This is a genomic window from Methylobacterium sp. A49B (assembly GCF_053346215.1).
Map to the genome: position 1 here is coordinate 265,543 of NZ_JBKFBO010000071.1, position 20,704 is coordinate 286,246.

22 protein-coding genes are annotated in these 20,704 nt (G+C 69.7%); 12 read left to right on the forward strand and 10 right to left on the reverse strand.

Annotated features, from left to right (window positions below; genetic code table 11):
- The first annotated feature begins 53 nt into the window (after positions 1–53).
- The 4 genes from ACLBX9_RS08265 to ACLBX9_RS08280 all read left to right on the forward strand — a co-directional run bounded on the left by ACLBX9_RS08265 (position 54) and on the right by ACLBX9_RS08280 (position 3,419).
- A complete protein-coding gene (locus tag ACLBX9_RS08265; RefSeq protein WP_447718579.1) occupies positions 54–446 on the forward strand; it encodes a Rid family detoxifying hydrolase in 393 nt (130 codons plus the stop codon).
- A complete protein-coding gene (locus ACLBX9_RS08270) occupies positions 443–1,012 on the forward strand; it encodes an MOSC domain-containing protein (RefSeq protein WP_447718580.1) in 570 nt (189 codons plus the stop codon). The genes ACLBX9_RS08265 and ACLBX9_RS08270 overlap by 4 nt, the downstream gene beginning before the upstream one ends.
- A gap of 4 nt (positions 1,013–1,016) precedes the next feature.
- Positions 1,017–1,952 carry a PDR/VanB family oxidoreductase gene (locus ACLBX9_RS08275; RefSeq protein ID WP_447718581.1) on the forward strand — a complete coding sequence of 312 codons (936 nt, stop codon included), beginning with the start codon at positions 1,017–1,019 and terminating at the stop codon, positions 1,950–1,952.
- Between the two features lie 489 nt (positions 1,953–2,441).
- Complete coding sequence (locus ACLBX9_RS08280; RefSeq protein WP_447718582.1) at positions 2,442–3,419, forward strand: ATP-binding protein; 978 nt, start codon at positions 2,442–2,444, stop codon at positions 3,417–3,419.
- Positions 3,420–3,546: 127 nt separating this feature from the next.
- Here ACLBX9_RS08280 and ACLBX9_RS08285 read toward each other — a convergent pair whose 3' ends face one another.
- Together ACLBX9_RS08285 and ACLBX9_RS08290 are read right to left on the reverse strand one after the other, a co-directional pair.
- Positions 3,547–3,756, reverse strand: a complete 210-nt coding sequence (locus ACLBX9_RS08285) for a hypothetical protein (RefSeq protein WP_447718583.1) — start codon at positions 3,754–3,756, stop codon at positions 3,547–3,549.
- A gap of 123 nt (positions 3,757–3,879) precedes the next feature.
- Positions 3,880–4,908: an HWE histidine kinase domain-containing protein gene (locus ACLBX9_RS08290; RefSeq protein WP_447718584.1), complete on the reverse strand. Its 1,029-nt coding sequence runs from the start codon at positions 4,906–4,908 to the stop codon at positions 3,880–3,882.
- 203 nt (positions 4,909–5,111) lie between these two features.
- On the opposite strand from ACLBX9_RS08290, the gene ACLBX9_RS08295 reads away from it, so the two are divergent.
- Entirely contained in the window at positions 5,112–5,237 is a 126-nt protein-coding gene (locus tag ACLBX9_RS08295) for a hypothetical protein (RefSeq protein WP_447718585.1), read from the forward strand.
- A gap of 246 nt (positions 5,238–5,483) precedes the next feature.
- On the opposite strand, the gene ACLBX9_RS08300 is transcribed toward ACLBX9_RS08295, so the two are convergent.
- From ACLBX9_RS08300 to ACLBX9_RS08310, 3 genes are all read right to left on the reverse strand, one after another.
- A complete protein-coding gene (locus ACLBX9_RS08300) occupies positions 5,484–5,720 on the reverse strand; it encodes a 3',5'-cyclic-nucleotide phosphodiesterase (protein WP_447718586.1) in 237 nt (78 codons plus the stop codon).
- A gap of 58 nt (positions 5,721–5,778) precedes the next feature.
- Positions 5,779–6,525: a glutaredoxin family protein gene (locus tag ACLBX9_RS08305; RefSeq protein ID WP_447718587.1), complete on the reverse strand. Its 747-nt coding sequence runs from the start codon at positions 6,523–6,525 to the stop codon at positions 5,779–5,781.
- Between the two features lie 176 nt (positions 6,526–6,701).
- Positions 6,702–8,612 carry a potassium transporter Kup gene (locus tag ACLBX9_RS08310; protein WP_447718588.1) on the reverse strand — a complete coding sequence of 637 codons (1,911 nt, stop codon included), beginning with the start codon at positions 8,610–8,612 and terminating at the stop codon, positions 6,702–6,704.
- Positions 8,613–8,785: 173 nt separating this feature from the next.
- On the opposite strand from ACLBX9_RS08310, the gene ACLBX9_RS08315 reads away from it, so the two are divergent.
- The 3 genes from ACLBX9_RS08315 to ACLBX9_RS08325 all read left to right on the forward strand — a co-directional run bounded on the left by ACLBX9_RS08315 (position 8,786) and on the right by ACLBX9_RS08325 (position 11,873).
- Positions 8,786–9,187, forward strand: a complete 402-nt coding sequence (locus ACLBX9_RS08315; RefSeq protein WP_447718589.1) for an exopolysaccharide production protein YjbE — start codon at positions 8,786–8,788, stop codon at positions 9,185–9,187.
- Positions 9,188–9,306: 119 nt separating this feature from the next.
- Positions 9,307–10,488: a glycerate kinase family protein gene (locus ACLBX9_RS08320; RefSeq protein WP_447718590.1), complete on the forward strand. Its 1,182-nt coding sequence runs from the start codon at positions 9,307–9,309 to the stop codon at positions 10,486–10,488.
- Positions 10,485–11,873 carry an SLC13 family permease gene (locus ACLBX9_RS08325; RefSeq protein ID WP_447718591.1) on the forward strand — a complete coding sequence of 463 codons (1,389 nt, stop codon included), beginning with the start codon at positions 10,485–10,487 and terminating at the stop codon, positions 11,871–11,873. The genes ACLBX9_RS08320 and ACLBX9_RS08325 overlap by 4 nt, the downstream gene beginning before the upstream one ends.
- A gap of 468 nt (positions 11,874–12,341) precedes the next feature.
- Here the strand turns inward: ACLBX9_RS08325 and ACLBX9_RS08330 are convergent, their stop codons facing one another.
- The 4 genes from ACLBX9_RS08330 to ACLBX9_RS08345 form a co-directional block, all read right to left on the reverse strand.
- Positions 12,342–13,640 (reverse strand): DUF2254 domain-containing protein, encoded by a 1,299-nt coding sequence (locus ACLBX9_RS08330; RefSeq protein ID WP_447718592.1) that lies wholly within the window; start codon positions 13,638–13,640, stop codon positions 12,342–12,344.
- Positions 13,637–14,599 (reverse strand): mechanosensitive ion channel family protein, encoded by a 963-nt coding sequence (locus tag ACLBX9_RS08335; protein WP_447718593.1) that lies wholly within the window; start codon positions 14,597–14,599, stop codon positions 13,637–13,639. The genes ACLBX9_RS08330 and ACLBX9_RS08335 overlap by 4 nt, the downstream gene beginning before the upstream one ends.
- A gap of 107 nt (positions 14,600–14,706) precedes the next feature.
- On the reverse strand, positions 14,707–14,958 hold the full coding sequence (locus ACLBX9_RS08340) for a hypothetical protein (protein ID WP_447718594.1): 252 nt from the start codon (positions 14,956–14,958) through the stop codon (positions 14,707–14,709).
- A 26-nt stretch (positions 14,959–14,984) separates the two neighbouring features.
- Positions 14,985–15,443 (reverse strand): PRC-barrel domain-containing protein, encoded by a 459-nt coding sequence (locus ACLBX9_RS08345; protein ID WP_447718595.1) that lies wholly within the window; start codon positions 15,441–15,443, stop codon positions 14,985–14,987.
- Between the two features lie 306 nt (positions 15,444–15,749).
- Between ACLBX9_RS08345 and ACLBX9_RS08350 the strand changes: the two genes are divergently transcribed.
- The 4 genes from ACLBX9_RS08350 (at position 15,750) to cax (ending at position 19,837) form a co-directional block, all read left to right on the forward strand.
- On the forward strand, positions 15,750–16,094 hold the full coding sequence (locus ACLBX9_RS08350) for a hypothetical protein (RefSeq protein WP_447718596.1): 345 nt from the start codon (positions 15,750–15,752) through the stop codon (positions 16,092–16,094).
- A gap of 220 nt (positions 16,095–16,314) precedes the next feature.
- On the forward strand, positions 16,315–17,382 hold the full coding sequence (locus ACLBX9_RS08355) for an endonuclease/exonuclease/phosphatase family protein (RefSeq protein ID WP_447718597.1): 1,068 nt from the start codon (positions 16,315–16,317) through the stop codon (positions 17,380–17,382).
- Between the two features lie 55 nt (positions 17,383–17,437).
- The gene (locus ACLBX9_RS08360) at positions 17,438–18,697 is read left to right on the forward strand and encodes a cation:proton antiporter (protein WP_447718598.1); all 1,260 of its coding nucleotides are present in this window, start codon (positions 17,438–17,440) and stop codon (positions 18,695–18,697) included.
- Positions 18,698–18,769: 72 nt separating this feature from the next.
- Positions 18,770–19,837, forward strand: a complete 1,068-nt coding sequence (cax, locus tag ACLBX9_RS08365) for a calcium/proton exchanger (protein ID WP_447718599.1) — start codon at positions 18,770–18,772, stop codon at positions 19,835–19,837.
- Positions 19,838–20,320: 483 nt separating this feature from the next.
- Here cax and ACLBX9_RS08370 read toward each other — a convergent pair whose 3' ends face one another.
- Positions 20,321–20,686 carry a response regulator gene (locus tag ACLBX9_RS08370; RefSeq protein WP_447718609.1) on the reverse strand — a complete coding sequence of 122 codons (366 nt, stop codon included), beginning with the start codon at positions 20,684–20,686 and terminating at the stop codon, positions 20,321–20,323.
- Between the last annotated feature and the right edge of the window lie 18 nt (positions 20,687–20,704).

Below are 20,704 nucleotides of genomic sequence, written 5' to 3' on the forward strand. Positions count from 1 at the left end.
CGTCCACTGCAGTGGAATAAAAACAGGCGGGAATGCCTCAAAGGAGGGCGGCTTTGACTCGAACGATCATCGCGACGGAGGCCGCCGCGCCGGCGGTGGGACCCTATGCCCAGGCCACCCGGGTGGGCGATCTCGTCTTCGCCTCGGGGCAGCTGCCGATCGACCCGGCCACGGGGGCGTTTCCGAAGGGGATCGAGGCGCAGACGCGCCGCTCGCTCGCCAACCTCGCGGCGGTGCTGGAAGCCGGCGGCGCCAGCCTCTCGAGCGTGGCCAAGACCACGGTGTTCCTGAAGGACATGAACGACTTCGCCGCGATGAACGCCGTCTACGCGGAGCATTTCCCCGAAGCCGCCCCGGCGCGCTCCACCGTGGAGGTGGCGCGCCTGCCGCGCGACGCCCTGGTCGAGGTCGAGGCCATCGCCCTCGCGACAGGATCCGCCCGATGAGCACGACCTCCGCCCCTCCCCATATCGAGGCCTTCGCCCACAAGGTCGGCTCTGTCGCCCAGGGCGTACCCGGTGGCGCCACCGGGTGGCAGGGCAGCCTTCTCCACATCCACATCGCCCCTGCGGCGAGTTACGAGATGGAGGAGCTGACGAGGGCCCACTGCATCGCCGGCCAGGGCATTGAGGGCGACCGCTATTGCCTGGGCACCGGCACCTACTCGCCCAAGGCCGACACCCGCGAGGTGACGCTGATCGAGCAGGAGGTGCTCGACGCCCTCGCGCGCAACGATCCGCCGCTTCAGGAGGGGCCGATCCACCTGGCGCCCATCGACCACCGCCGCAATCTTACGGTGCGCGGCGTGCCCCTCAATCACCTCGTCGGGCGCCGTTTCCAGGTCGGCGAGGTGATCCTGCGCGGCGGGCGGCTGAACTTCCCGTGCAAGTATCTTGAAGAACTGCTCGGCCTCCCCGTCTACCTGCCTCTCTACAACCGCTCCGGGCTCAATTGTGGGATCGAGCGCGGTGGCATCATCCGGCCGGGTGATCCGATCACCCTGGTGGAGTGAGGCGATGTCCGCCCGCATCGTCATGAAGCTGACGGTCGTGGAGGCCATTGCCACCACCCCGGAGGTGGTGCGCCTCACCCTCGTCCATCCGCGGCGCCCGCAGCTGCCCGCCTGGGAGCCCGGCGCCCATGTCGACCTGCGCCTGCCGGACGATCGGGTGAGGCAGTACTCCCTCTGCGGCGACCCCGCCGATCGGAGCCGGTACGTCCTGGCGATCAAGCGCGAGGAGGCCGGGCGTGGCGGCTCGGCCTGGGTGCACGCCCAACTCGCCGCCGGGGCGACCGTCCCCATCTCGCACCCGCGCAACCATTTCCCCCTGGCTGCTGGGGCGCGGCGCCATGTGCTCGTCGGCGGCGGCATCGGCGTGACGCCCGTCGCCGCCATGGCACGGCACCTGGCCGCGACGGGGGGCGACTTCACGCTCCACCTCTGCGCGCGCTCTGCTGCACAGGCCCCCCTGCTGGAGGAGCTGCGCGCCGTCTGCGGTGAGCGTCTGCGCTGCTGGTACTCCGCGGAGGGCCAACGTCTCGATCCCGCGATGCTCGGGCCGCCGGAGGACGGCGTCCACCTCTACGCCTGCGGACCCCAGCCCCTGACGGCGGCGGTGCAGGCGCTGGGCTGGCCGGCGGAGCAGGTGCATGTCGAGCATTTCGCGCCGCTCGTCGATGAGGGCTACGTGCCCGAACCCTTCGACGTGCGGATCGCCTCGACCGGCGCCACCCTGCATGTCCCCGCCGAGACCTCGCTCTTGGAGGTCCTGCACCAGAACGGGGTCAAGATGCCCTCGTCCTGCGAGATCGGCGTGTGCGGCGCCTGCGAATGCGGCTACCGGGAAGGCGACGTGATCCACCGCGACGTCGTGCTGCCCCAGGCCAGACGCCAAGACCACCTGATGCCCTGCGTCTCCCGCGCCAGCGGAACCCTGACGCTCGCCCTCTGATCCCTCGCAGCGCGACTTCGGCTCATCGACCGGGGCGCCTCAGCCCCAACACGGGCTGCTCGTGATGAAGGCCACCGTCTCAGCCATGCCCTGAACGGAAAGATGCAGCGCCACGAATTGAATCGCCGTGCCTGCAACGAATGAGCGATCGCCGCTGGCCTCGCCGGACGGGCGCCTCGGGGCGAGCCCGCGTCCAAGTTCGGCGGTGACGCGGTCAGATGGCTGCATTGGACGCAAAGCTACCGGCCGGAGTTGGCCGAAAGCGGAATGGCGGTTCGCAGAAGTGGGGGGGCAGATAGCAGACATGGCGTTTCGGCCTCTCGCGAAATCGCGAACAGACGATGTGCTTCCGTGATCGGAGACGGTTCTTCACTCATTGTAGCGCCGTCAGGCTCGGGCAGCTCCCTGGTCTCCTTCGTCTTTCAGCACATGCCTGACGAAAGCCGAGATGAGAGTGACCGTATCCGCGAAAGCTTCGCGATGTGGTTCATGACCGACATGCGGCATCTCACAGACTGTGAGCAGGCGCGGGCGGTGCTGATGCTGACCGGCGAGGCCGACCCGGACCTCGCGACGCGGCTGATGCGGGCCGGCGCGTTGGACTACCTCAACAAGGCCGAGGTGACCCCGTCCGGGCTGGCGCGGGCGATCCGCTTCGCCGAGGCCCGGCAGGCCTTCCAGGCTGAGCTCGCCGCCGCGCGGCGCGAGGCCGAGGCGATGTCGCTCGAACTCGACACGCTGAACCGGCAGAAATCCCTGCTGTTCTCGATCATCGCCCACGATCTGCGCAACCCGTTCCAGGCCCTGCTCGGCCTGTCGGAGGTGCTGGGCAAGGCGGTCGCCGCGCGCGACCCCGCTTCCATCGAGCGCCGGGCCAAGGGCATCCAGGAAGCGGCGACGCAGGCCTATGCTCTGCTGGAGAGCCTGTTCTCCTGGGCGAGCCTGCAGATGGACACGCTGGCGGTCACCCTGACCGACGTCGACCTGGACGCCGTGACCACGGAAGTGATGCAGGGCGCCGCCGAGGCCGCCGCCGACAAGGGGTTGACCCTGGACGCCTCGTGCGCGGCCATCGCCGTCCGGGCGCAACGGGACATGCTCACCACCGTGCTGCGCAACCTCATCGGCAACGCCGTCAAGTTCACGCTGCCCGGCGGGACCGTCACAGTTTCCGGCCGTCGCTTCGGTGACGATGTCGAGATCTCGGTCGCCGACACCGGCGTCGGGATGCCGCCGGGCAAGGTCGACGACCTGTTCCGTATGGATCGGCGGACGACGACGAACGGGACGGCGGGGGAGAGGGGCAGCGGCCTCGGGCTCCTGCTGTGCCGCGACCTGGTCGAGCGCCAGGGCGGGGTGCTGGCCGTCAGCAGCGCGGTCGACCGCGGAACGACGTTCCGTTTCCGCCTGCCCGCCGGCATACCTTCCAAGCCTTCACGGACATTCGCCGAGGCATCGCCGACCTGACCGGCTCGCTGGGTTCCTCACGCGGTGAGCCCGGCGGTACCCACGGCGTGGACTTGCCGTGGAGGCTTCCGCGACCGCCGCGACATCCGCGGTCGGCCGACGGGCGACCGGCCGCGAGGTTCCCGACCTATCGCAAGGTGGAGGCCTCGCCGGGCCGCAAGTGCCGCTCCCCGCCCTCGGGACCACCCTGGGAAACGTGGTCGTTCAGGCGCCCGAGGTGCTCGAAGACGTGCTCGAACGCGGCGGTCACCGCCTGCTCGAAGGATCCGTCGCCCTTGCCTTGCGCGTCCTTGAGCGCGGTCAGCAACGAACGGTGCTTCTCGGTATCGCTCGACATGTCGGTCTCCGCGCCGGCCGGATGCCGGCTCGGGAGGCCAAGGGATTCCCGCGGGGTCGGGTTCCCCCGCAAGGCGCCGAGGTCGTCGATGCCCCGGGCTGGCCGTCGCAGCTCCTGAGTACGCTATGCCGGGGGCCGCGAGAGAGGCAACCGGATGGAGACCCGCATTCCATCGGCGCTCTGGGTGACGTCCACGTCGGCGGCGGCCTGAGCGGTCAGGACCTTGTTCAATAGCCGGGAACCGAAGCCCGGGCGTCCGACGCCACCCGCCGTGGGCGCGCCGTGTTCCTCCCAGTCCCAATGAAGGAAGCTGACCATCTCGCATTCCTCGACCCGCCATCTGACGCGCAGGCGTCCGGACGGGTCAGCGAGCGCCCCGTGTCTGACGGCGTTTGTCGTCATCTCGTGCAGCGCCATGCCGACCGGTACCGCCAGTTCGGAGGGCAGCACGACCGTGGGGCCTTCCAGGCTGATGCGCCCGCGGTCGTCGTAGGCGTCGAGTTCCCCGCGCAGGAGCCCGTCGAACGAGGCCGCCTGCGAGGCGTCCTCGGTGATGAGGGCGTGCGTCCGGGCGAGGGAGTCGATCCGTCCGCAGAAGGCCCGCGTGAAGTCGGGAAGGGTCGCGTACGAGCGCAGCGTCGCGTTCAGCACGGCCTGGACCGTCGCGAGGGTGTTCTTCACGCGGTGGTGCAGCTCGCGCACCATCATCGCCTGCAGGTCCTCGGAGGCACGCCGCTCGGTGATATCGCGTTGCGTCGACACCCAGTGGGTGATGGCCCCGTCGGTCGAGCGAACCGGGGTGATCAGCCACTCGACCACGTAGGTGGTGCCGTCCTTACGGTAGTTGAGCGCCTCGCCACGGGTCGCCTCGCCGGCTCGGAGGGCTCTGCGCAACCTGTCCAGGGCCGCGCGCTCCGTGCGGGCCCCCTGGAGGAGCCGGGGCGACCGACCGGTCACCTCGTGGGCCTCGTATCCCGTCATTTGGGTGAAGGCGGGATTGACGTACTCGATGCACGGCCCGGGCTCGTCGAGCCCTGCGGTGGTGACGATGATGGCTTCGCCCGACGCCTCGACCACGGCGCGAAGCAGCCGGAGGTCGACCGCGCCCGTATATCCGTCGTCTTCCCGCACCGCGCAAACGCCTTCGAGCATGCAGGTCCCGAACGCGGCCGGGCCCGTCCAGGGCCACGCGGAGGCATGTTCCCCTCAACAGGCCCGGTCGTCGAAGGTTGCTCGATGGGTCGGGGCGCCACAGGGCGGGGACGGTCACGACCGCGGATCGGGACCGACTTGGCGCGCCTCGCGTTCATCCGGGGCCGACGCGTCACGATGGGTCGGCAGGAGGAGACGAACGCATGTCCGACACGCCCCGTCCCGGCGACGACCCCGCCCCGCCCATCGGCGATCCGCCGCCCGGTCCCACGCCCCCCGAGGGTGACCCGCCGGCGCCCCAGCCACCCGGACCCATCGACGCCCACTGACCCCGACCGCCGCGCCTGTGCGCGCGGCGGCTTGGGCTCGACCCCGAGGCAGCGCATGCAGGCGTGGTAGGTCTCCGCAACCCTGCGAACGGCGTCAGGCCCTGCGGGTTCGGCACGGTGAACACTTTGTCCCGGGCCCGCCGCCACCTTGCGCGTCCTGCGGGCTCGTGACCGGTCATTTGTGCGCCGGGGCGTCCGAACAGCCTGAGGCGAGCACGACCACGACAGCCAGGGAACGCCCGGCACTCATCGGCCGATCTTCGCCTGATTGGCATCGACGGCCCGGCGACGATAACCTGAGAGCTTCTTGCGGTGCTTCTCGAAGCAAGCGTCCATCGCTTGGCCGTCAGGGTCGAGGTCCCAACGCTGTGTCGTCATGCCTCTGGCGCAGTAACGACTCAGGTCCTTCTTGCCCCGCTGTTCGGCGAGCCCGGGCGTCATGGACCACAGGTTGACGAGGATCGCGATGCCGATGCTCGTCAAACCCGGGCTGCATTCCGTAGGGGGCCATAGCGTGACGGGACCATCGCAAGCGTCCCGGTCAGTGGTGGGCGATCAGCACCCAGACGGCCATCGCGACCATCATCAGGTTCTCGGTCAGTGAGACGAAGCCGAGCGGCACGCTGCCCGAACCACCGACGCAGGCGCACTTGATCTCGCGCCTTTCGACGTAGACCGCCTTGAACACCGAGGCGGCGCCGACCGACCCGATGAACAGTGCCACGGGAATGGACAGCCAGTTCAGAGCGCCCGCCACCATCAGCACGCCCGCCAGCGCCTCGCAGAACGGGTAGGCGTAGGCGTAGCGCACCCAGCGCCGGGCGAGCAGGTCGTAGCCCAGGAACATCGACGAGAAGGTCTCGACGTCCTGCAGCTTGAGGATGGCCAGGACGCACATGCTGAAGGCGATGAACCACTCGCCGGCCCGCACCGTCAGGGGCGTGCCGTAGGCGGCGTAGCTCGCCGCCAACGCCATCAGGGCCGTCATCGCGAACACGGCCACCACCGGTGCGTAGCTGGTGGCCTTAGGGTCCTTGACCTCCTTGCCGAGGTGTCGGCGCAGGTCGTCGTAGCCACCGACCCGCTCGCCGTTGATGAAGGTTTGCGGCGTCGTCTTCACGCCGTGCTCGGCTCTGAAGGCGTCGGTCTCCTCGCGGGTGGTCAGCCAGTGGTCGTCGACCGTGAACCCCTCCCGTTCGAGAAGGTCCTTGGTCTTCAGGCCGTAGGGGCAGACATGCTTCTCCATCACCATCCGGTAAACGGTGGCCCTGCGGGTCGTGTCGAGCATGCGGCGGCTCCTCGTCGCTGGTGATCCGGTTTGGCGGGACAACTTGCTAGCAGCCGGATCGTACACGAGCCGATGTGACGCGCTCTGCGGACATGATCGGGAATCCCGCCCTGGTTGGCCGGATCGGCACTTCGCCCGAGCCGCCACGACCGGGCCGAAGCCGGAGAGGTCAAGGCTCAGATGTCGATGCGGGCGCCGATCTCGACGGCCCGTTCTGCCGGGATGCGGAAAAAGCGGGACGCGTCCGTCGCCGCCAGCGCCATCGCGATGTAGAGCCGGTCCTGCCAGACCGGCATGCCCGTGGTCGGCGAGGCCACCAACACCCGGCGGCTCAGGAAGTAGGACAGGCCGTCCTCATCCAGACCGGCGTTGGCGAGGGCCCGCGGCAAGTCGGGCAACTCCGTGAAGCCGAAGCGCACGGTCACGCCGGTGAAGGCATCCGACAGCCGCTCGACGGTGACGCGGCCGGCCCCGTACACCCTGGGCACCTCCTCGGTCACCACGGTCAGGATGAGGTTGCGTTCGTGCAGCACGTGGTTGTGCTTCACGTTGTGCATCAGCGCCCCCGGCGCGTCGTCCGGCGACCCCGTGAGGAATACGGCCGTCCCCGGTGCGCGCAGGACAGAACCGGTCTTGGCCATGCGGGTGAAGTCGGCCAGGGGGACGCGGTGCTCGTGGATGTGCCGGGCGATCAGCGCCGAGCCCCTTCGCCAGGTCCACATCGCCGTGACCAGCGCGGCGCCGATGGTCAGCGGCACCCAGCCGCCGTGAAGGATCTTCAGGGCGTTGGCGGACAGGAACACCAATTCGACGAGGAGGAAGGGCGCCAGGACGAGGGCCGCGACCGCCGGCGGCCAGCGCCAGAACCGCCACGCCACCACGAAGACGAGGCACGCGGTGATCACCATGTCCCCGGTGACGGCGATGCCGTAGGCGGCGGCCAGCGCGCTCGACGACTTGAACAGCACCGCCAGAAGTACGACCGCGGTCAGCAGCCACCAGTTCACCCGCGGGATGTAGATCTGGCCCTTCTCGGTCTCGGAGGTACGCAGCACCCGCATGCGCGGCAGCAGGCCGAGCTGCATGGCCTGCTGCGTGATCGAGAACGTGCCGGTGATGACCGCCTGGCTGGCGATGACCGTCGCCACGGTCGCGAGCAGCACCATCGGCAGGAGCGCCCAGGACGGGTAGAGCAGAAAGAAGGGGTTCTCGACCCGCTCGGGATGGGCCAGCAGCATGGCGCCCTGCCCGAGATAGTTCAGGGCGAGCGCCGGCAGGACGAGGCCGAACCACGCCGCCCGGATCGGCTGGCGGCCGAAATGGCCCATGTCCGCGTACAGCGCCTCCGCCCCGGTCACCGCCAGGAACACGGCGCCGAGCGCGAGGAGGCCGGCGGTGCCGTGGCTGAGGAGGAAGGCGATGCCGTGGACCGGGTTGAAGGCGGCCACGATGCTGGGGTCGTCGAGCAAGTGACGGAGGCCGCCGAGCGCCATGACGGTGAACCATAGCGCGGTCAGCGGTCCGAAGACGAACGCAACCCGCGCCGTACCATGGCTCTGGACGGCGAACAGGCCGACGATGATGGTGATGCTCAGGGGCAGGACGTAGGGGTCGAGGGCGGGCGTCACGAGCTTCAGCCCCTCGATGGCGGAGAGGACCGAGATGGCCGGCGTGATGATGGCGTCACCGTAGAACAGGCTGATGCCGATCATGCCGAGGATGATCAGGAGGCCGCCCGACCGCCCAAGGGCCCTCTGGGCGAGCGCCACCAAGGAAGGTGTCCCGCCCTCGCCGTCGTTGTCGGCGCGCATGACGATGAGGACGTACTTCAACGTCACGATGAGGATCAGCGCCCAGAGGATGAGGGAGACGACCCCGAACACCATCTCCCGTGTCGGGGCGTGACCACCGCTGGCGGCATGGAGGGACTCCTTCAGGGCGTAGAGCGGGCTGGTGCCGATGTCGCCGTAGACCACGCCGACCGAGCCGAGGGTCAGCGCCCAGAACCCGGCCCGGGGGCCGTGTCCCGCGTCCGGAGGGAGCAGTCCGCCCTGTGCGGTGGGATCGGTCGTGGCGCCAGCGGACATCGATGGTCTCCCCCGGCCTGCGCCTGGGCGGCTCGGCGGGCCGGCCTTCCAACGGCCCGGCGCCGGGAACGTTCGCGGATGGCGGTCGCGAATTGCCCGTCCGTCCCCCGCGGAATGGAACTTCGGCTCGTCCGCACTCCTTGGAGGTGCACATCGGAACAGGAGGAGAGCCCATGAGGACGTTCGTCATCGCGACCATCGCAAGCCTCGCCCTCGCGGCGCCGGCGCTGGCGGCCCCGTGCAACACCGGGGCGACGAAGGCCAAGGACCCGACGCCCGGGCAGGTGAACCCGAAGAGCTCCGACGTCGACAAGTCCAGCCAGAACCTGGCCGGCGGCCAGCAGCCCGCCTCGCCGGGTACGGTCGGGGCCATGAACGCCGCCGGGGCCAATCAAATGGTCGGGCAGAAGCCCGGGTCGGAGGCCAAGAACGACCAGGGCGCGGGCGTTGGAACGTCGAGCAAGAACCTCGCGGGCGGCCAGCAGCCTGCCTCGCCCGGCACGGTCGGGGCCATGAACAATGCCGGGGCCAACCAGAACCTCGGCGACCAGGCCGCCAAGGACGACGGCTGCTAAGGCGAGCGGTATCACCGCAGCCTCCATCGAGAGGGCCCGCCCGGATCGCCGTGGCGGGCCCTTCCCATGTCCGGTCACCCGCGACGGAAGACCGGCGCGGCGCAAGGACCCACGACACCATGAACATCCGCGTCCTCGTCGCCCCATCCGGCTTCAAGGGGTGCCTCGACCCCGAGCACGTCGCGTCGGCGATAGCGCTCGGCCTGCGACGGGCCTCGGACGCCGTGGAGGTTCGCGAACTCCCGCTCGTGGATGGCGGTGAGGGCACGGCGGCGACGCTAGTCCGGGTGACAGGGGGCGAGCTCAAGCCCGCTCGGGTGACCGGTCCGCTCCGTGGGGAACTCGACGCGTCGTTCGCCATGCTCGGCGGCTCCCACCGCGGCACCGCGGTCGTCGAGCTCGCCGCCGCGGCCGGGCTGAGCCACGTGCCCCGTGACCGGCGCGACCCGATGCGGACGACGACCCGTGGCGTCGGCGAACTCATCCTGGCCGCGCTCGACGCCGGGGCCACGAGGATCATCGTAGGTTGCGGGGATTCCGGCGTGAACGACGGAGGCGCCGGTCTGGCGCAGGCGCTCGGCGTGCGCCTCCTCGACCGGAGTGGGACGGACATCGCGGGCGGCGGCCTCGGGCTCGCCGAACTCGACCGCATCGACCTCGCCGGCCGGGACCCTCGGCTCGACGGGGTGCCGGTGGAGGTCGCCTGCAACATCGAGAACGTGCTGACAGGCCCCCAGGGCGTCGCCCGCGTCTTCGGCCCCCAGAAGGGCGCGGGCGAGGAGGATGTCCGCGCCATGGAGGCAGCGCTCGACCGCTTCGCCGCCGTGGTCGAACGCGACTGCGGCGTCGATGTCCGCCTCATGCCGGGCGGGGGAGCCTCCGGAGGTGCCGGTGCCGGGCTCCACGCCCTGGTCGGCGCTACCCTGCGGTCGCGGTTCGATCTGCTGTTCCCGTTCCACGGGGTCGACGAGGCCGTGGCCTGGGCGGACCTGATCGTCACCGCGGAAGGCGGCCTCGACTACAAGTCCGTCCGGGGCAAGATCCCGTCCGAGATGGGCAGGCGCGGCGCGGCCGCGGGCAAGGCGGTTGTCGTGCTGGCCGGAACGCTGGGGGAGCGCTCGGGCGAGGTGCTGGACGAGGGCGTCTGCGCGTACTTCTCCGTCATCGGGCAGCCGCAGTCGCTGGAGGACGCCATGCGCGACGTCGAGGAGCAGCTCGGGCGTTCAGCGGAGCAGATGATGCGGACCTTCCTCGCCGGGGCGGCCCTGGGACGCCGTCAGCACGACGGGACGCAGGCTTGATCCGCCCCTCCAAGCGCACCCTGTCTGCGGTGGCGGCCCTCGGGGCGCTCTGCGTCGGCATCATTTTGCCGGATGGGCTGGATTGGCCTGCCCGGGCAGCGCTGTTGGCCTTCGGCGGGGCGGCGGTCTTCTGGACCCTGACGGATCTGAGCGGCGCCTACGTCGCCGTCGCGGCCGCGCTGTTCCTCGTGGCGGTCAGGGGGGTCGAGCAGCAGGCGTTGATCGACGGCCTAGGCTCAAAGGTGGTGTGGCTGGTCATCGGGACCTTCGTCCTCGGCGCCGCGGTCGAGAAGAGCGGGCTCGCAGGGCGGCTCACCGCCCTTGTCGCGGGACGCGGGACCACGGTCGGGGGCCTGATGTGGCGCCTGACGCTCGGCATCGTTCCTCTCGCCTTCCTGATCCCCTCGACCTCGGGGCGTGCCACCGTGCTGCTGCCGCTCTACCGGGGGCTGACCGAGGCGGACGACGACGAACGCGTCGCCAGGGCGGTCGGCTTGCTGATCCCCGCCGTCATCGTCATCTCGACAGTCTGCAGCCTGACGGGCGCCGGTTCGCACCTCGTCGCCGTCGACCTCCTGGAGAGGCTGTCGGACCGGACCATCGGGTTCGGTCAGTGGATGCTCTGGGGGTTGCCGTTCGGCCTGGTCGCCAGCCTGGCGACGGCCTTCCTGGTTAGCCGGCTGTTCCTCGACGGGGAGACGCGGGCCCGGCCGATTGGCGAGGTCGACGCCCCGGCAGGTCCTCTCTCGCCCGCGGAATGGCGGACGGGGGCTGTGGTCGCGGCCATGCTCGGCCTATGGCTGACGGAGGGGTACCACCCGTTCGGCATCGCGACCGTCGCGGTCGCCGGCGCGATCCTCCTGACGATGCCGGGCCTCGGGGTCCTCACTTGGAACGAGGGCGTGGAGGCCGTGAACTGGTCGCTGGTCCTGTTCATCGCCGCCTCCCTGGTGCTCGGTCGCGCCCTGATCTCGACGGGGGCCGCGAAGTGGCTGATCGCGTCGGCGTTGGGCGCGAGCGGCGTGGATGGCGGGAGCTCGCCGTTCCTCGTGATGCTGGGATTGCTGGCGCTCGGCATAACGGCGCACCTCTACATGGTGTCCCACACCGCGCGGGTGGCCGCGTTGCTCCCTCCGCTCCTCCTTCTCTCGGACCGGCTGGGACTGAACCCGGTCGCGGTGGCTTTCCTAGCGAACGTTGGCATGGACTACTGCCTGACGCTGCCCGTCAGCTCGAAGGCGCTGCTGCTCTTCCAGGACGGCGACCGTCCGGCCTTCTCGTCACGCGACCTTCTCAGGCTAAGCGCGTTCCTGGCGCCCGCCTACGCTGCGCTGATGGTCGTGGCCTACCTGGTATTCTGGTCCCGTATCGGACTCGCCCTCTGACGACATACCGGTTGCGAAACCCCCGAAGTACGTCGCACTCGACGGCGCGAGGCCGCCTGTGGGCAGCCTGTCCGGAATTCGGTCGCCCGTGCGTGCGGTCGATAGGAGGAGGACGCCATCAAGGGCTTGACCTGGGACCGCGCAGCCTATCGCGGCTGCGGTACCCTGCCGTCGGTCGATCCGGTGGCCTTTGACGTTGCGCCAAGCTTGCCCTCGCCAGCCCGGGAACCCGCCGTCGTCATATCGGTGCCGGGCTTCGCGACCGGTACCGTGGGTCTCGCCCCGACTCCCATTCCCCCGGTTCGGACGTCGCCGTCCAGGGATCGAGCGTTCGATAGTTCGGCCATCGCCGGCGCGGCCATCAGAAACAGCAGGGTCGTCAAGCCGAAACGCTTCAGGTCGTATCCTCGTCGTTCGATGGACAGGGCGCATCACCTGCCCGGGGTCGGATGCGGCGGCCGCTTTTGGTCACGCCGGTCGCCTGTTCTCCTGCACCGAGACGAACCGGGCATGCCGTTCCAGCAAGTCACCGAGATCCTGCTGGTCGGCCACGTCGCGCCGGGCAGCGTCGGCGACGAGGTCGGCGTGACGGCGCAACTCCCGCAGCCGGTCCGTGAGACGTTCGACCTCGGCGACGCGCGCCAGGACGTCGAGCATCCGTCCAAGGACGAGCACCGACCCAGCGGCGTTCTGCCGGATCATGTGGAACATCGCGTCGCACAGGCCATCGTAATCGGTCACGGGATGGACCAGCACCACCCGTCCCTCCCGGAGGAGCGCGCCGGTCGGAAGGTGGCGCGGCGCGATGCGGCACAAGGCATTGCCGAGATGGTCGACGACGCTGCCGGCCGTGAACGGGTCGTTGATCCCGGGCGATAGGGCGCGGACCGCGATCTCGACCAGTTGCCGTATCGAGTATTCGAGGTCCTGGAGCGAGGTGGGCCGGCGCCCGAGGGTGACCGCACGCGCGACCGCCTTGTCGGCACTCTCTACGCCCGCGGACAGGAAGGCGACGGGGAAGCCGCTCGGCACGTAGTCGCCGGGGCGGACGCGCAAGGCGACGGTGACGCGGTTCTCTTCCGCCCAATCGGCCAGGGCGTCCGTGTCGACGGCCTGCAGGTACCCACCGCCGGTCGTAGCGACGGCTTTGCCGGTCGGCAAATCGGAGGGTCTCGCCGCATCGGCCGCGTCGCGGGTGCGGGCCCCGATGGCCTTGCACAAATCCTGTTGGACGGCGTCGACCACGGTCTCGATGTTGATACTCGTGGCGATGTGGTGGACGAACCAGACCAGCGTACCGATGGCGATGAGCGCGAGGACGAGCGCACCGGTGATGGCGAGGTGTGGGACGAAGGGGTCTTCCTCCACCGTCCGAACCGTTCGAAGGACCATCAGCGAATAGGCGAATGTCCCGAGGAAGATGCCGAGGACCGTCTGGTTGCGGCCGTCACGGATGAAGTTGCGCAGGAGCCGCGGGCCCATCTGCCCGGAGGCCAGGGTCAGTGCCGCGATGGTTATGGAGAAGGTCGTGCCGGCGACCCCGATGTTCGAGGACGCGATGGCGCTCAGCAGCGCCCGTGCCCCCTCCGCACCGCCGGAGTAACCCCAGTTGGCGTCCGGGGAGGACGGGTCGTAACCGGCGATGTGGGCGGTCTCCAGCCAGACGCCGAACTGGGCGAGCAGGATGCAGCCGAGGACGATCAGGGCCGGACGCAGCCAGAACAGGTCGCCGAGGATCTCGATCCACGCTTGCAGCCGCGCCTTCATGACCGCTCCGCCTGGCGGCCGGGGTCGTCTTCCTCTCGCATCACCCGCCAACGGGCGCGCGGCGGGCTCTTCCCGGCAGGCCATCCCTCGCGCTGCCGCGTGCGGTCACCGTCCGTCTCCTCGGTCTGGTCGTGGAACAGCACCTGGCTCGTCGGGTACGGGAGGTCGATGCCGGCCGCGGTGAGCGCCTCCTTTACGTCGGAGATGGCGTGGTCGAGTGCGTCGACGGCGTCCCGGCGCCGGGGCGGGTCGATCCAGAAGCGTGCGGTCATGTCGACGCCCGCGGCGCCGAGCCCGGTCACCAGAGCCTCGGGCGGCGGGTCGGCCAGCACGCCCTCGGTGCGCCGGAGGGCCTCGACGATGACCCGGCGCGCCTCGCGGATGTCGTCGCCGTTGCCGATGGTCAGCGGGAAGGCGAGGCGCCGCTTGTCGTGGGCGGTGATGACCGTGATCTTGTCGACGAACAGCGTGGCGTTGGGGATCAGCACGCGCTGGTTGTCATAGGTCCTTAGCACCGTCGCCCGCACCCAGACGTCCTCCACCGTGCCCTCGTGCGAGCCGGCGCGGATCTGGTCCCCGATGACGAAGGGGCGGGTCAGCAGGATCAGGATGCCCGCGAGCAGGTTCTGGAGGACGTCGCGAAACGCGAAGCCGATGGCCACGCCGCCGATGCCGAGGAGGTTGAACAGGTCGGCGGCCGAGACCGACGGGAACGCCACGGACGCCGCCACCAGGAACGAGACCAGGACCGTCACGCCGCCGGCGATACGCCCGAGGACGGAGGCCGAGCCAGGGGAGGCCTCGCGCAGTTCCGCCGCGCGTCGTACGGCGGCGCGCACGCCCTTGGCGACCAGCAGGCCGATGCCGAACAGGACGAGCGCGATGGCCAGCCCGGGCAGGAGCGCCACGGTCGAGCGACCGAGTTCCTCAAGCCGCCCGAGCGCTTCGGAGAATATCATCGAAAACCTGGACTCATAGGAAAGCCGCCGGAGGTTGTCGTGCCATCCGGCGGCGCATCGTCACCCGCGGCGGGTTCGAGCCGCCGTGGGACAATCGGGTTTGGGGATCAGCGACGCGGACCGCCGGTGGTCCCGCCGTACTGCTGGCCACGGGCGCCGCGCGAGGGCATGGCGGCGTTGCCGCGGCTGGCCGAGCCCTGACGCATGCGGTGGCGCCGGTGCATCCGCACCTGCACGAGGTCGGCGTTGGCCGGGGCGGTGACGCCGGCCGCGTTCATCGGCAGGGCGGCCGAAGGCAGGGTCGAGGCGGCCAGCCCGAGGCCGGCCAGGAGGGTGGAGGCGAGGATCGTGGTCTTCATGCTGGTCGCTCCTACGATGCGTGGGGTCAGCTCTTCTTCTTCGAATACGTGAATTTCGGCGCGTTCTTGAGGGAGTCCTTGTCGGTGTCCGCGTGGACCGCCCACTTGCCGTCCTTGTCGCTGATGGCCAGCGTCGAGGGGTCGAGCACGACGTAGCTCTCGCCCATCCCGAGGAAGCCGCCCACGCTGACGACGACCCCGGTCACCGTCTTGCCGTTCTCGATCACGAGGTCCTCGACCTCTCCGACGTTCTCGTTCTTGTTGTTGTAGACGGTGGTCCCGACGAGCTTGGACGACATCACGTCGGCGGGCTTCACCGTGACGTATTTGAGCTTCACCGTCGCAGTGTCGGCCATCTTCATGCCGGTGTCGGCGGTTCCGGCGGGCATCGTCGTGCCGGGGGCCGGGGCCGTCGGCGTCGTCTGGGCCAGGGCCGGCGCGGCCAGGCTGGCGACGGCTAATGCGGCAAGGACGGTCTTCTTCACGCTGGAACTCCCGGATGAGCATGCCCCCCTGCCGGTCGGCTTTAAGTCGTCGGCGGAGGGATGCGGCGCGCCCCCCTCGGACGCGTGATCGCGGTCGGTAACGTGCGGTTTCGGAAACTGTTCAGCAAAAATTCATCTGCGAGGACCTGTGACCCGCGCCGGCATGAACGCGGGACCGCCTCCGACCGGCAGGGGGCGGAGGGGCCGCGGGTTTGCCCTCCGCGACCTGCCAGGAACCAAGGCTCGCGAGGGATACTTGCAACCCGGCATGCCCACGCACGGGCGCACCGGAAGGAGCGAAGTATCTTGGTAACCGCCCAAAACCGTTTCCGCGCCGGTCGTACCACGGCCATCCTGCTCACCGGCATCGTCGCACTGCTCCCTGGCACCGTTGCCATGCCGGGTTCGGCCTTCGGGCAGTCTGCCGGCAGCGCCATCGACCAGCCGACGGCCGGCACGCTCCCGCCCGGGACGTCGACGGTGCAGGGCAGCGGCGCCGCGCCGCGCGACCAGTCCACGGGTCAGGTCGCGCCGCCGAGCGCGATCCAGTCCTCGACGGACGTGATGCAGTCGGAAGGAACGGTTCAAGGCAAGGATCAGGGAGGCAGGACGGACCCGATGAAGCACCTGCCCAAGGACATGCGCCGGTAATCGATGCCCGCTCCCGCGCCGGTGCGGGACACCGTCCGCCCATCGCGGAAGATGAGGCGGAGGTGCCCCCGGACTCCTCGGTTACCCTTCACACCCCAATCCCCGACATCCCCTGCAGGTGCATCATGGCCAGGATTGACGCGACAGATGCTCGGTCGCGGGTTCGATGCGCTGCCGATGCAAGACCAGAGACGGCGGACCGGTCCGTCCAAAGTTGCTCGTGAAGGCACTCGCTCGTCCCGTGCTGCTTGTGCTCGCCGGGATACTGGCTGCCGCCAGCCTCGTCCCGCTGGTCCCGACAGAATGGTGGGCTGTGCGGCTGCTCGATTTCCCTCGCCTGCCGCTTGCCTTCGCGCTGGCCGCGGCCTGTCTCGCCCTGTTGCCCTTCCTCCGACGGAGTTCCAGGACGACCGCGACGGCGCTCGCCCTGGCCGCCTGCGCGCTCGTCGTCGACCTCTGGATCCTGTGGCCGTACCTGCCGACATCGACACGGCAGGTCGACGCTTGCCCGGACGAGCGCAGGCTCTCCGTGCTGGTGGCGAACGTGCGGTTGGGCAATCGGAACGCGGGGCCGCTGGTCGAGGCCGTCGAGCGTGAGCGGCCCGACCTGTTCCTGGCGATGGAGACGGACGCATGGTGGGACGAGGCCCTGAAGCCGTTGCGCGCGTCGATGCCCTACGGCCTGCAGCGGATCACGGGGTCGTACTACGGCATCCACTTCCTCTCGCGCCTGCCCCTGGTGAACGGCGACGTGCGACATCTCGCCGGGCAGGACACGCCGGCAGTTGTGACAGGCGTCACCCTCCGTAGCGGCGAGGTGGTCGCCTTCGTCGGCCTCCACCCGAGGCCGCCGCAGCCCTGGCAGTCGGCACGCGGGCGCGACGCCCAGCTCTACGCGGCGGCGGTGGTGCTGCGTGAACGCGTCGAGCCAGGCGTCATCGCCGGCGACCTCAACGCGACGCCCTGGGAGATCGCGGTGGAGCGCATGGTCAGGCTGTCCGGGCTGATCGACCCCCGCCGCGGCCGCGGCTACGTCGCGACCTGGAACGCCCATTCGCACCTATGGCGTTGGCCGCTCGACCACGTCTTCCACGAGGGCGGCTTCACGACAGTCTCGGTCGAGCGCCTCGGCGCCTTCGGCTCGGACCACTTTCCCTATCTGGTGCGCCTGTGCCGACGGTCCGGCGAAGGCCAGGCGGCGGAGATACCGCGCGAAGCGGGGGATGTCGCGGCGGCCAACGCGGTGCTCTCGGCCGCCGGCGCCACCGAACGGGTGCGGGCGCGTTGAGCCATCTCTTCGGAAAGCCCCCCGCACCCTCCCGCGGCCTGGGCGGGGGACGCCCGTGATCTCAGTCTTCGACCTCGCCGCCCTGTTGCTGACCTTGTCGGCCCTGTTCGGTTGGCTGAACCACCGCTTCCTGCGGATGCCGCATACCATCGGCCTGCTGGTGATGGGGCTGCTCGCCTCCCTCGCGCTGGTAGGCCTGGACGTCGCGTTCCCCGCCCAGCACCTCTACCAGGACCTGACGCAGGTGCTGAGACAGGTCGATTTCACCGACGTCGTGATGAACGGCATGCTGGCGTTCCTGCTGTTCGCCGGCGCCATGAGCCTGGACCTGCGGGCCCTGCGCGACAGGGCGTGGGCTGTGGCAACGCTCGCGCTCGTCGGCACGTTGATCTCCACCGCCATCGTCGGGGGCGCGTTCTGGTTCGCGGCCGACGCCCTCGGCCAGCCCGTCCCGCTCGCCTGGGCCCTCGTGTTCGGCGCGCTGATCAGCCCGACCGACCCCGTGGCGGTGCTGGCTACGCTGAAGAACGTGAAGGTCCCGGAGGCGCTTGAGGTCGAGATGCAGGGCGAGGCCCTGTTCAACGACGGCATCGGCATCGTCCTGTTCACGGTCCTCGTCGCGTTCGCCGCCGGCTCAGGCGGGGAGGCGACCAGCGCCGGCGGCGTCGCCCGCCTGCTCCTGCAGGAGGCCGGCGGCGGGCTCGTGCTCGGCGTGGTCATGGGCTACGTCGCCTACCGGGCGATGCGGTCCATCGACGACTTTCCGGTCGAGGTGCTGATCACCCTCGCGCTCGTCGCCGGCACATACGCGCTCGCCCAGAAGCTTCACTTCAGCGGCCCGCTCGCGGTCGTGGCGGCGGGGCTGCTGGTTGGCGACCGCGCGCCGCGCGACGCGATGAGCGAGGAGACGCAAGGGTATGTGTCGTCCCTCTGGACGCTGATCGACGAGGTGCTGAACTCGGTGCTGTTCCTGCTCATCGGCCTGGAGGTGCTGGTGCTGCGCTTCGCGGCGGGCGGGCTCGTGCTCGCCGCGTGCGCCGTCCCCATCGTGCTGGTCGCGCGACTCGTAGCCGTCTCGACGCCGCTCCTCGCCTTCCGCTGGGGTGGCAACCTCTCGCCCCGCAACGTGCCGTTCCTGACCTGGGCCGGGGTGCGCGGCGGCATCTCCGTGGCGCTGGCCCTGTCCGTCCCGGAGAGCGATTCCAAGCCAGCCATTCTCGCGGCGACCTACGCGGTCGTGCTGTTCACCACCGTCGTCCAGGGCTCGACGCTGGGCATGGTGGCTCGCCGGACCCTGCGCGATAGCGAAAGCTGATATCGGCCCTCGCCTGTCCACGAAGCGGTCTCCACCGTCGGTGCCACGTGCGCCAGGAATCGATAACCCGCGATGACCTTCACCATCCTCCTCGTCTCCATCCCGATCTCGGCGGCGTTGGAATATCTGGTCGACGCGCCGCCGCTGATGATCTTCGGGGCCAGCGCCCTCGCCATCGCCGTGCTGGCTGAATGGGTCCGTCGGGCGACCGACCAACTCGCCGACCGGGTCGGCCCCGCCATCGGGGGCCTGCTGACGGTGAGCTTCGGCAGCATCGCCGAACTCGTGCTGGCGCTGTTCGTCCTGATGCGGGGCGAGGCGGTCGTCGTCCAGTCCCAGATCGCCGGCTCGATCATGGGGACCAGCCTTTTCGGACTGGGCCTCGCCATCATCGTGGGTGGGGCGACCCGGGAGCGGCAGAAGTTCAACCCGGAACGGGCGGGCCTGTTGTCGACCCTCCTCATCCTCGTCGTCATAGCCCTTCTGCTACCGGCCGTTTTCGACGCGAGCGGGCGGATGTCGGGCCATGCGGCCACCATCGGCATCACCGACGAGGAGGTCAGCCTCGGCGTCTCCGTCGTGTTGCTGCTGCTCTACCTCGCCAATCTCGTCTTCACGCTGATCACGCACCGCGACGTCTTCTCGAACGACAAGGGCAGCGGCGAGGCCGAATGGAGCCTCCCGTTCGCCCTCGGGGTCCTCGTCGCCGCGACGGTCGCCATCGCGTTCGAGTCCGAGATGCTCTCGGGGACGATCACCCAGGCTGCGGGAAGCCTGCGCCTGTCGCCGATGTTCCTCGGCGTCATCGTCCTCGCGTTGGTGGGCACTGCCGGCGACCTGTTCGCGGCGGCTTGGTTCGCCCGCGAGGATCGGATGGGCCTCGTCCTCAACATCTGCATCGGCTCCGCCATCCAGGTCGCCCTGGTACTGGCGCCGTTGCTGGTCATCATTTCCTGGGCGCTCGGCCACCCCATGACGCTGTTGTTCTCCAACCCCCTCCACCTGTTCGCAATCGCGGGCACCGCATTCATCGTCAACGCCATCGCCCGGGACGGCGAGACGACATGGTTCGAGGGCCTTCTGCTGGTTGGGGTGTATGTCCTCTTCGGTTTGGCCTTCTTCTTCGCCAGCCCGGCCTGAACCTCGTCCGGCAGCACGCCGCCCCGGGACGTGGCGCGGCTAGGATCATACGACCAATCCATCCGGGACACGGTTGCCCGTTCGCAAGCCCGGGCCGTCATCCACCGCGAGCGTCGGACCGAGGATGCCCACGTCGCGTCGGCGGCGTCCTTCGGCATCCTGTCCGGATAGCACCCTCGCAGCCATCCAAGCGGCGAGGCTATCCGCATCACGGGCCTTTCGGGGACCCCAGGAGCACCTCACGGACCCGGATAATTCCTCTTGTCCGGGTAAGGCACGTTCGGCGCCGTCGACGAACGCCACGGGAGGCCTTGACCAGTCTCTCCTGCGAGTCCCCGACTGCCGTCGTGGGGCGAGCCGGGGAGGATGCGGACGCGGAGACATCCTAACCCCGGTACGGCACCGGAACCGAAGGGAAGAGCGGTGGACTCGCATCCGTCGCCCGGCACCCGCGTGAATGTCATCCCGAGCCGTGCGCCGCGGTCACCCCGCCATCCGCCGAATGACGGCGGTGATCTCTTCCTTCTTGTAGGGCTTGGCGAAGAACACGCCGCGCGCCGGCAGTTCCTCGTCGCGCGGCTTGCGCCTGCCCGAGACGATGACGAGCTCGATGGGCGGCCAGCGGTCCCGGATGGTCGCGGCGAACCGCATCCCGTCCAGGCCGCCGGGCATGTCGATGTCGGTGAACACGACGCGGATGTCGGGCCGGCTTTCCAACACGCGCACCGCCTCGTCCGCGCCGGCGACGTGGACCACGTCGAAGCCCGCTTCCTCGACGAGGTCCACCGCCATCAGGCGCTGGAGCGGCTCGTCCTCGACGACCAGCACGACGGGCCGCGCGGGCGGCATTCCCTGATCCAAGCGCGT

Bases quoted from the DNA above. Each gene is read 5' to 3' on its own strand.
- ACLBX9_RS08270 (WP_447718580.1), top strand. From the start codon at position 443: ATGAGCACGACCTCCGCCCCTCCCCATATCGAGGCCTTCGCCCACAAG.
- ACLBX9_RS08275 (WP_447718581.1), top strand. From the start codon at position 1,017: ATGTCCGCCCGCATCGTCATGAAGCTGACGGTCGTGGAGGCCATTGCC.
- ACLBX9_RS08280 (WP_447718582.1), top strand. From the start codon at position 2,442: ATGACCGACATGCGGCATCTCACAGACTGTGAGCAGGCGCGGGCGGTG.
- ACLBX9_RS08285 (WP_447718583.1), bottom strand. From the start codon at position 3,756: ATGTCGAGCGATACCGAGAAGCACCGTTCGTTGCTGACCGCGCTCAAG.
- ACLBX9_RS08290 (WP_447718584.1), bottom strand. From the start codon at position 4,908: ATGCTCGAAGGCGTTTGCGCGGTGCGGGAAGACGACGGATATACGGGC.
- ACLBX9_RS08295 (WP_447718585.1), top strand. From the start codon at position 5,112: ATGTCCGACACGCCCCGTCCCGGCGACGACCCCGCCCCGCCCATCGGC.
- ACLBX9_RS08305 (WP_447718587.1), bottom strand. From the start codon at position 6,525: ATGCTCGACACGACCCGCAGGGCCACCGTTTACCGGATGGTGATGGAG.
- ACLBX9_RS08310 (WP_447718588.1), bottom strand. From the start codon at position 8,612: ATGTCCGCTGGCGCCACGACCGATCCCACCGCACAGGGCGGACTGCTC.
- ACLBX9_RS08315 (WP_447718589.1), top strand. From the start codon at position 8,786: ATGAGGACGTTCGTCATCGCGACCATCGCAAGCCTCGCCCTCGCGGCG.
- ACLBX9_RS08320 (WP_447718590.1), top strand. From the start codon at position 9,307: ATGAACATCCGCGTCCTCGTCGCCCCATCCGGCTTCAAGGGGTGCCTC.
- ACLBX9_RS08330 (WP_447718592.1), bottom strand. From the start codon at position 13,640: ATGAAGGCGCGGCTGCAAGCGTGGATCGAGATCCTCGGCGACCTGTTC.
- ACLBX9_RS08335 (WP_447718593.1), bottom strand. From the start codon at position 14,599: ATGATATTCTCCGAAGCGCTCGGGCGGCTTGAGGAACTCGGTCGCTCG.
- ACLBX9_RS08340 (WP_447718594.1), bottom strand. From the start codon at position 14,958: ATGAAGACCACGATCCTCGCCTCCACCCTCCTGGCCGGCCTCGGGCTG.
- cax (WP_447718599.1), top strand. From the start codon at position 18,770: ATGACCTTCACCATCCTCCTCGTCTCCATCCCGATCTCGGCGGCGTTG.
- ACLBX9_RS08370 (WP_447718609.1), bottom strand. From the start codon at position 20,686: ATGCCGCCCGCGCGGCCCGTCGTGCTGGTCGTCGAGGACGAGCCGCTC.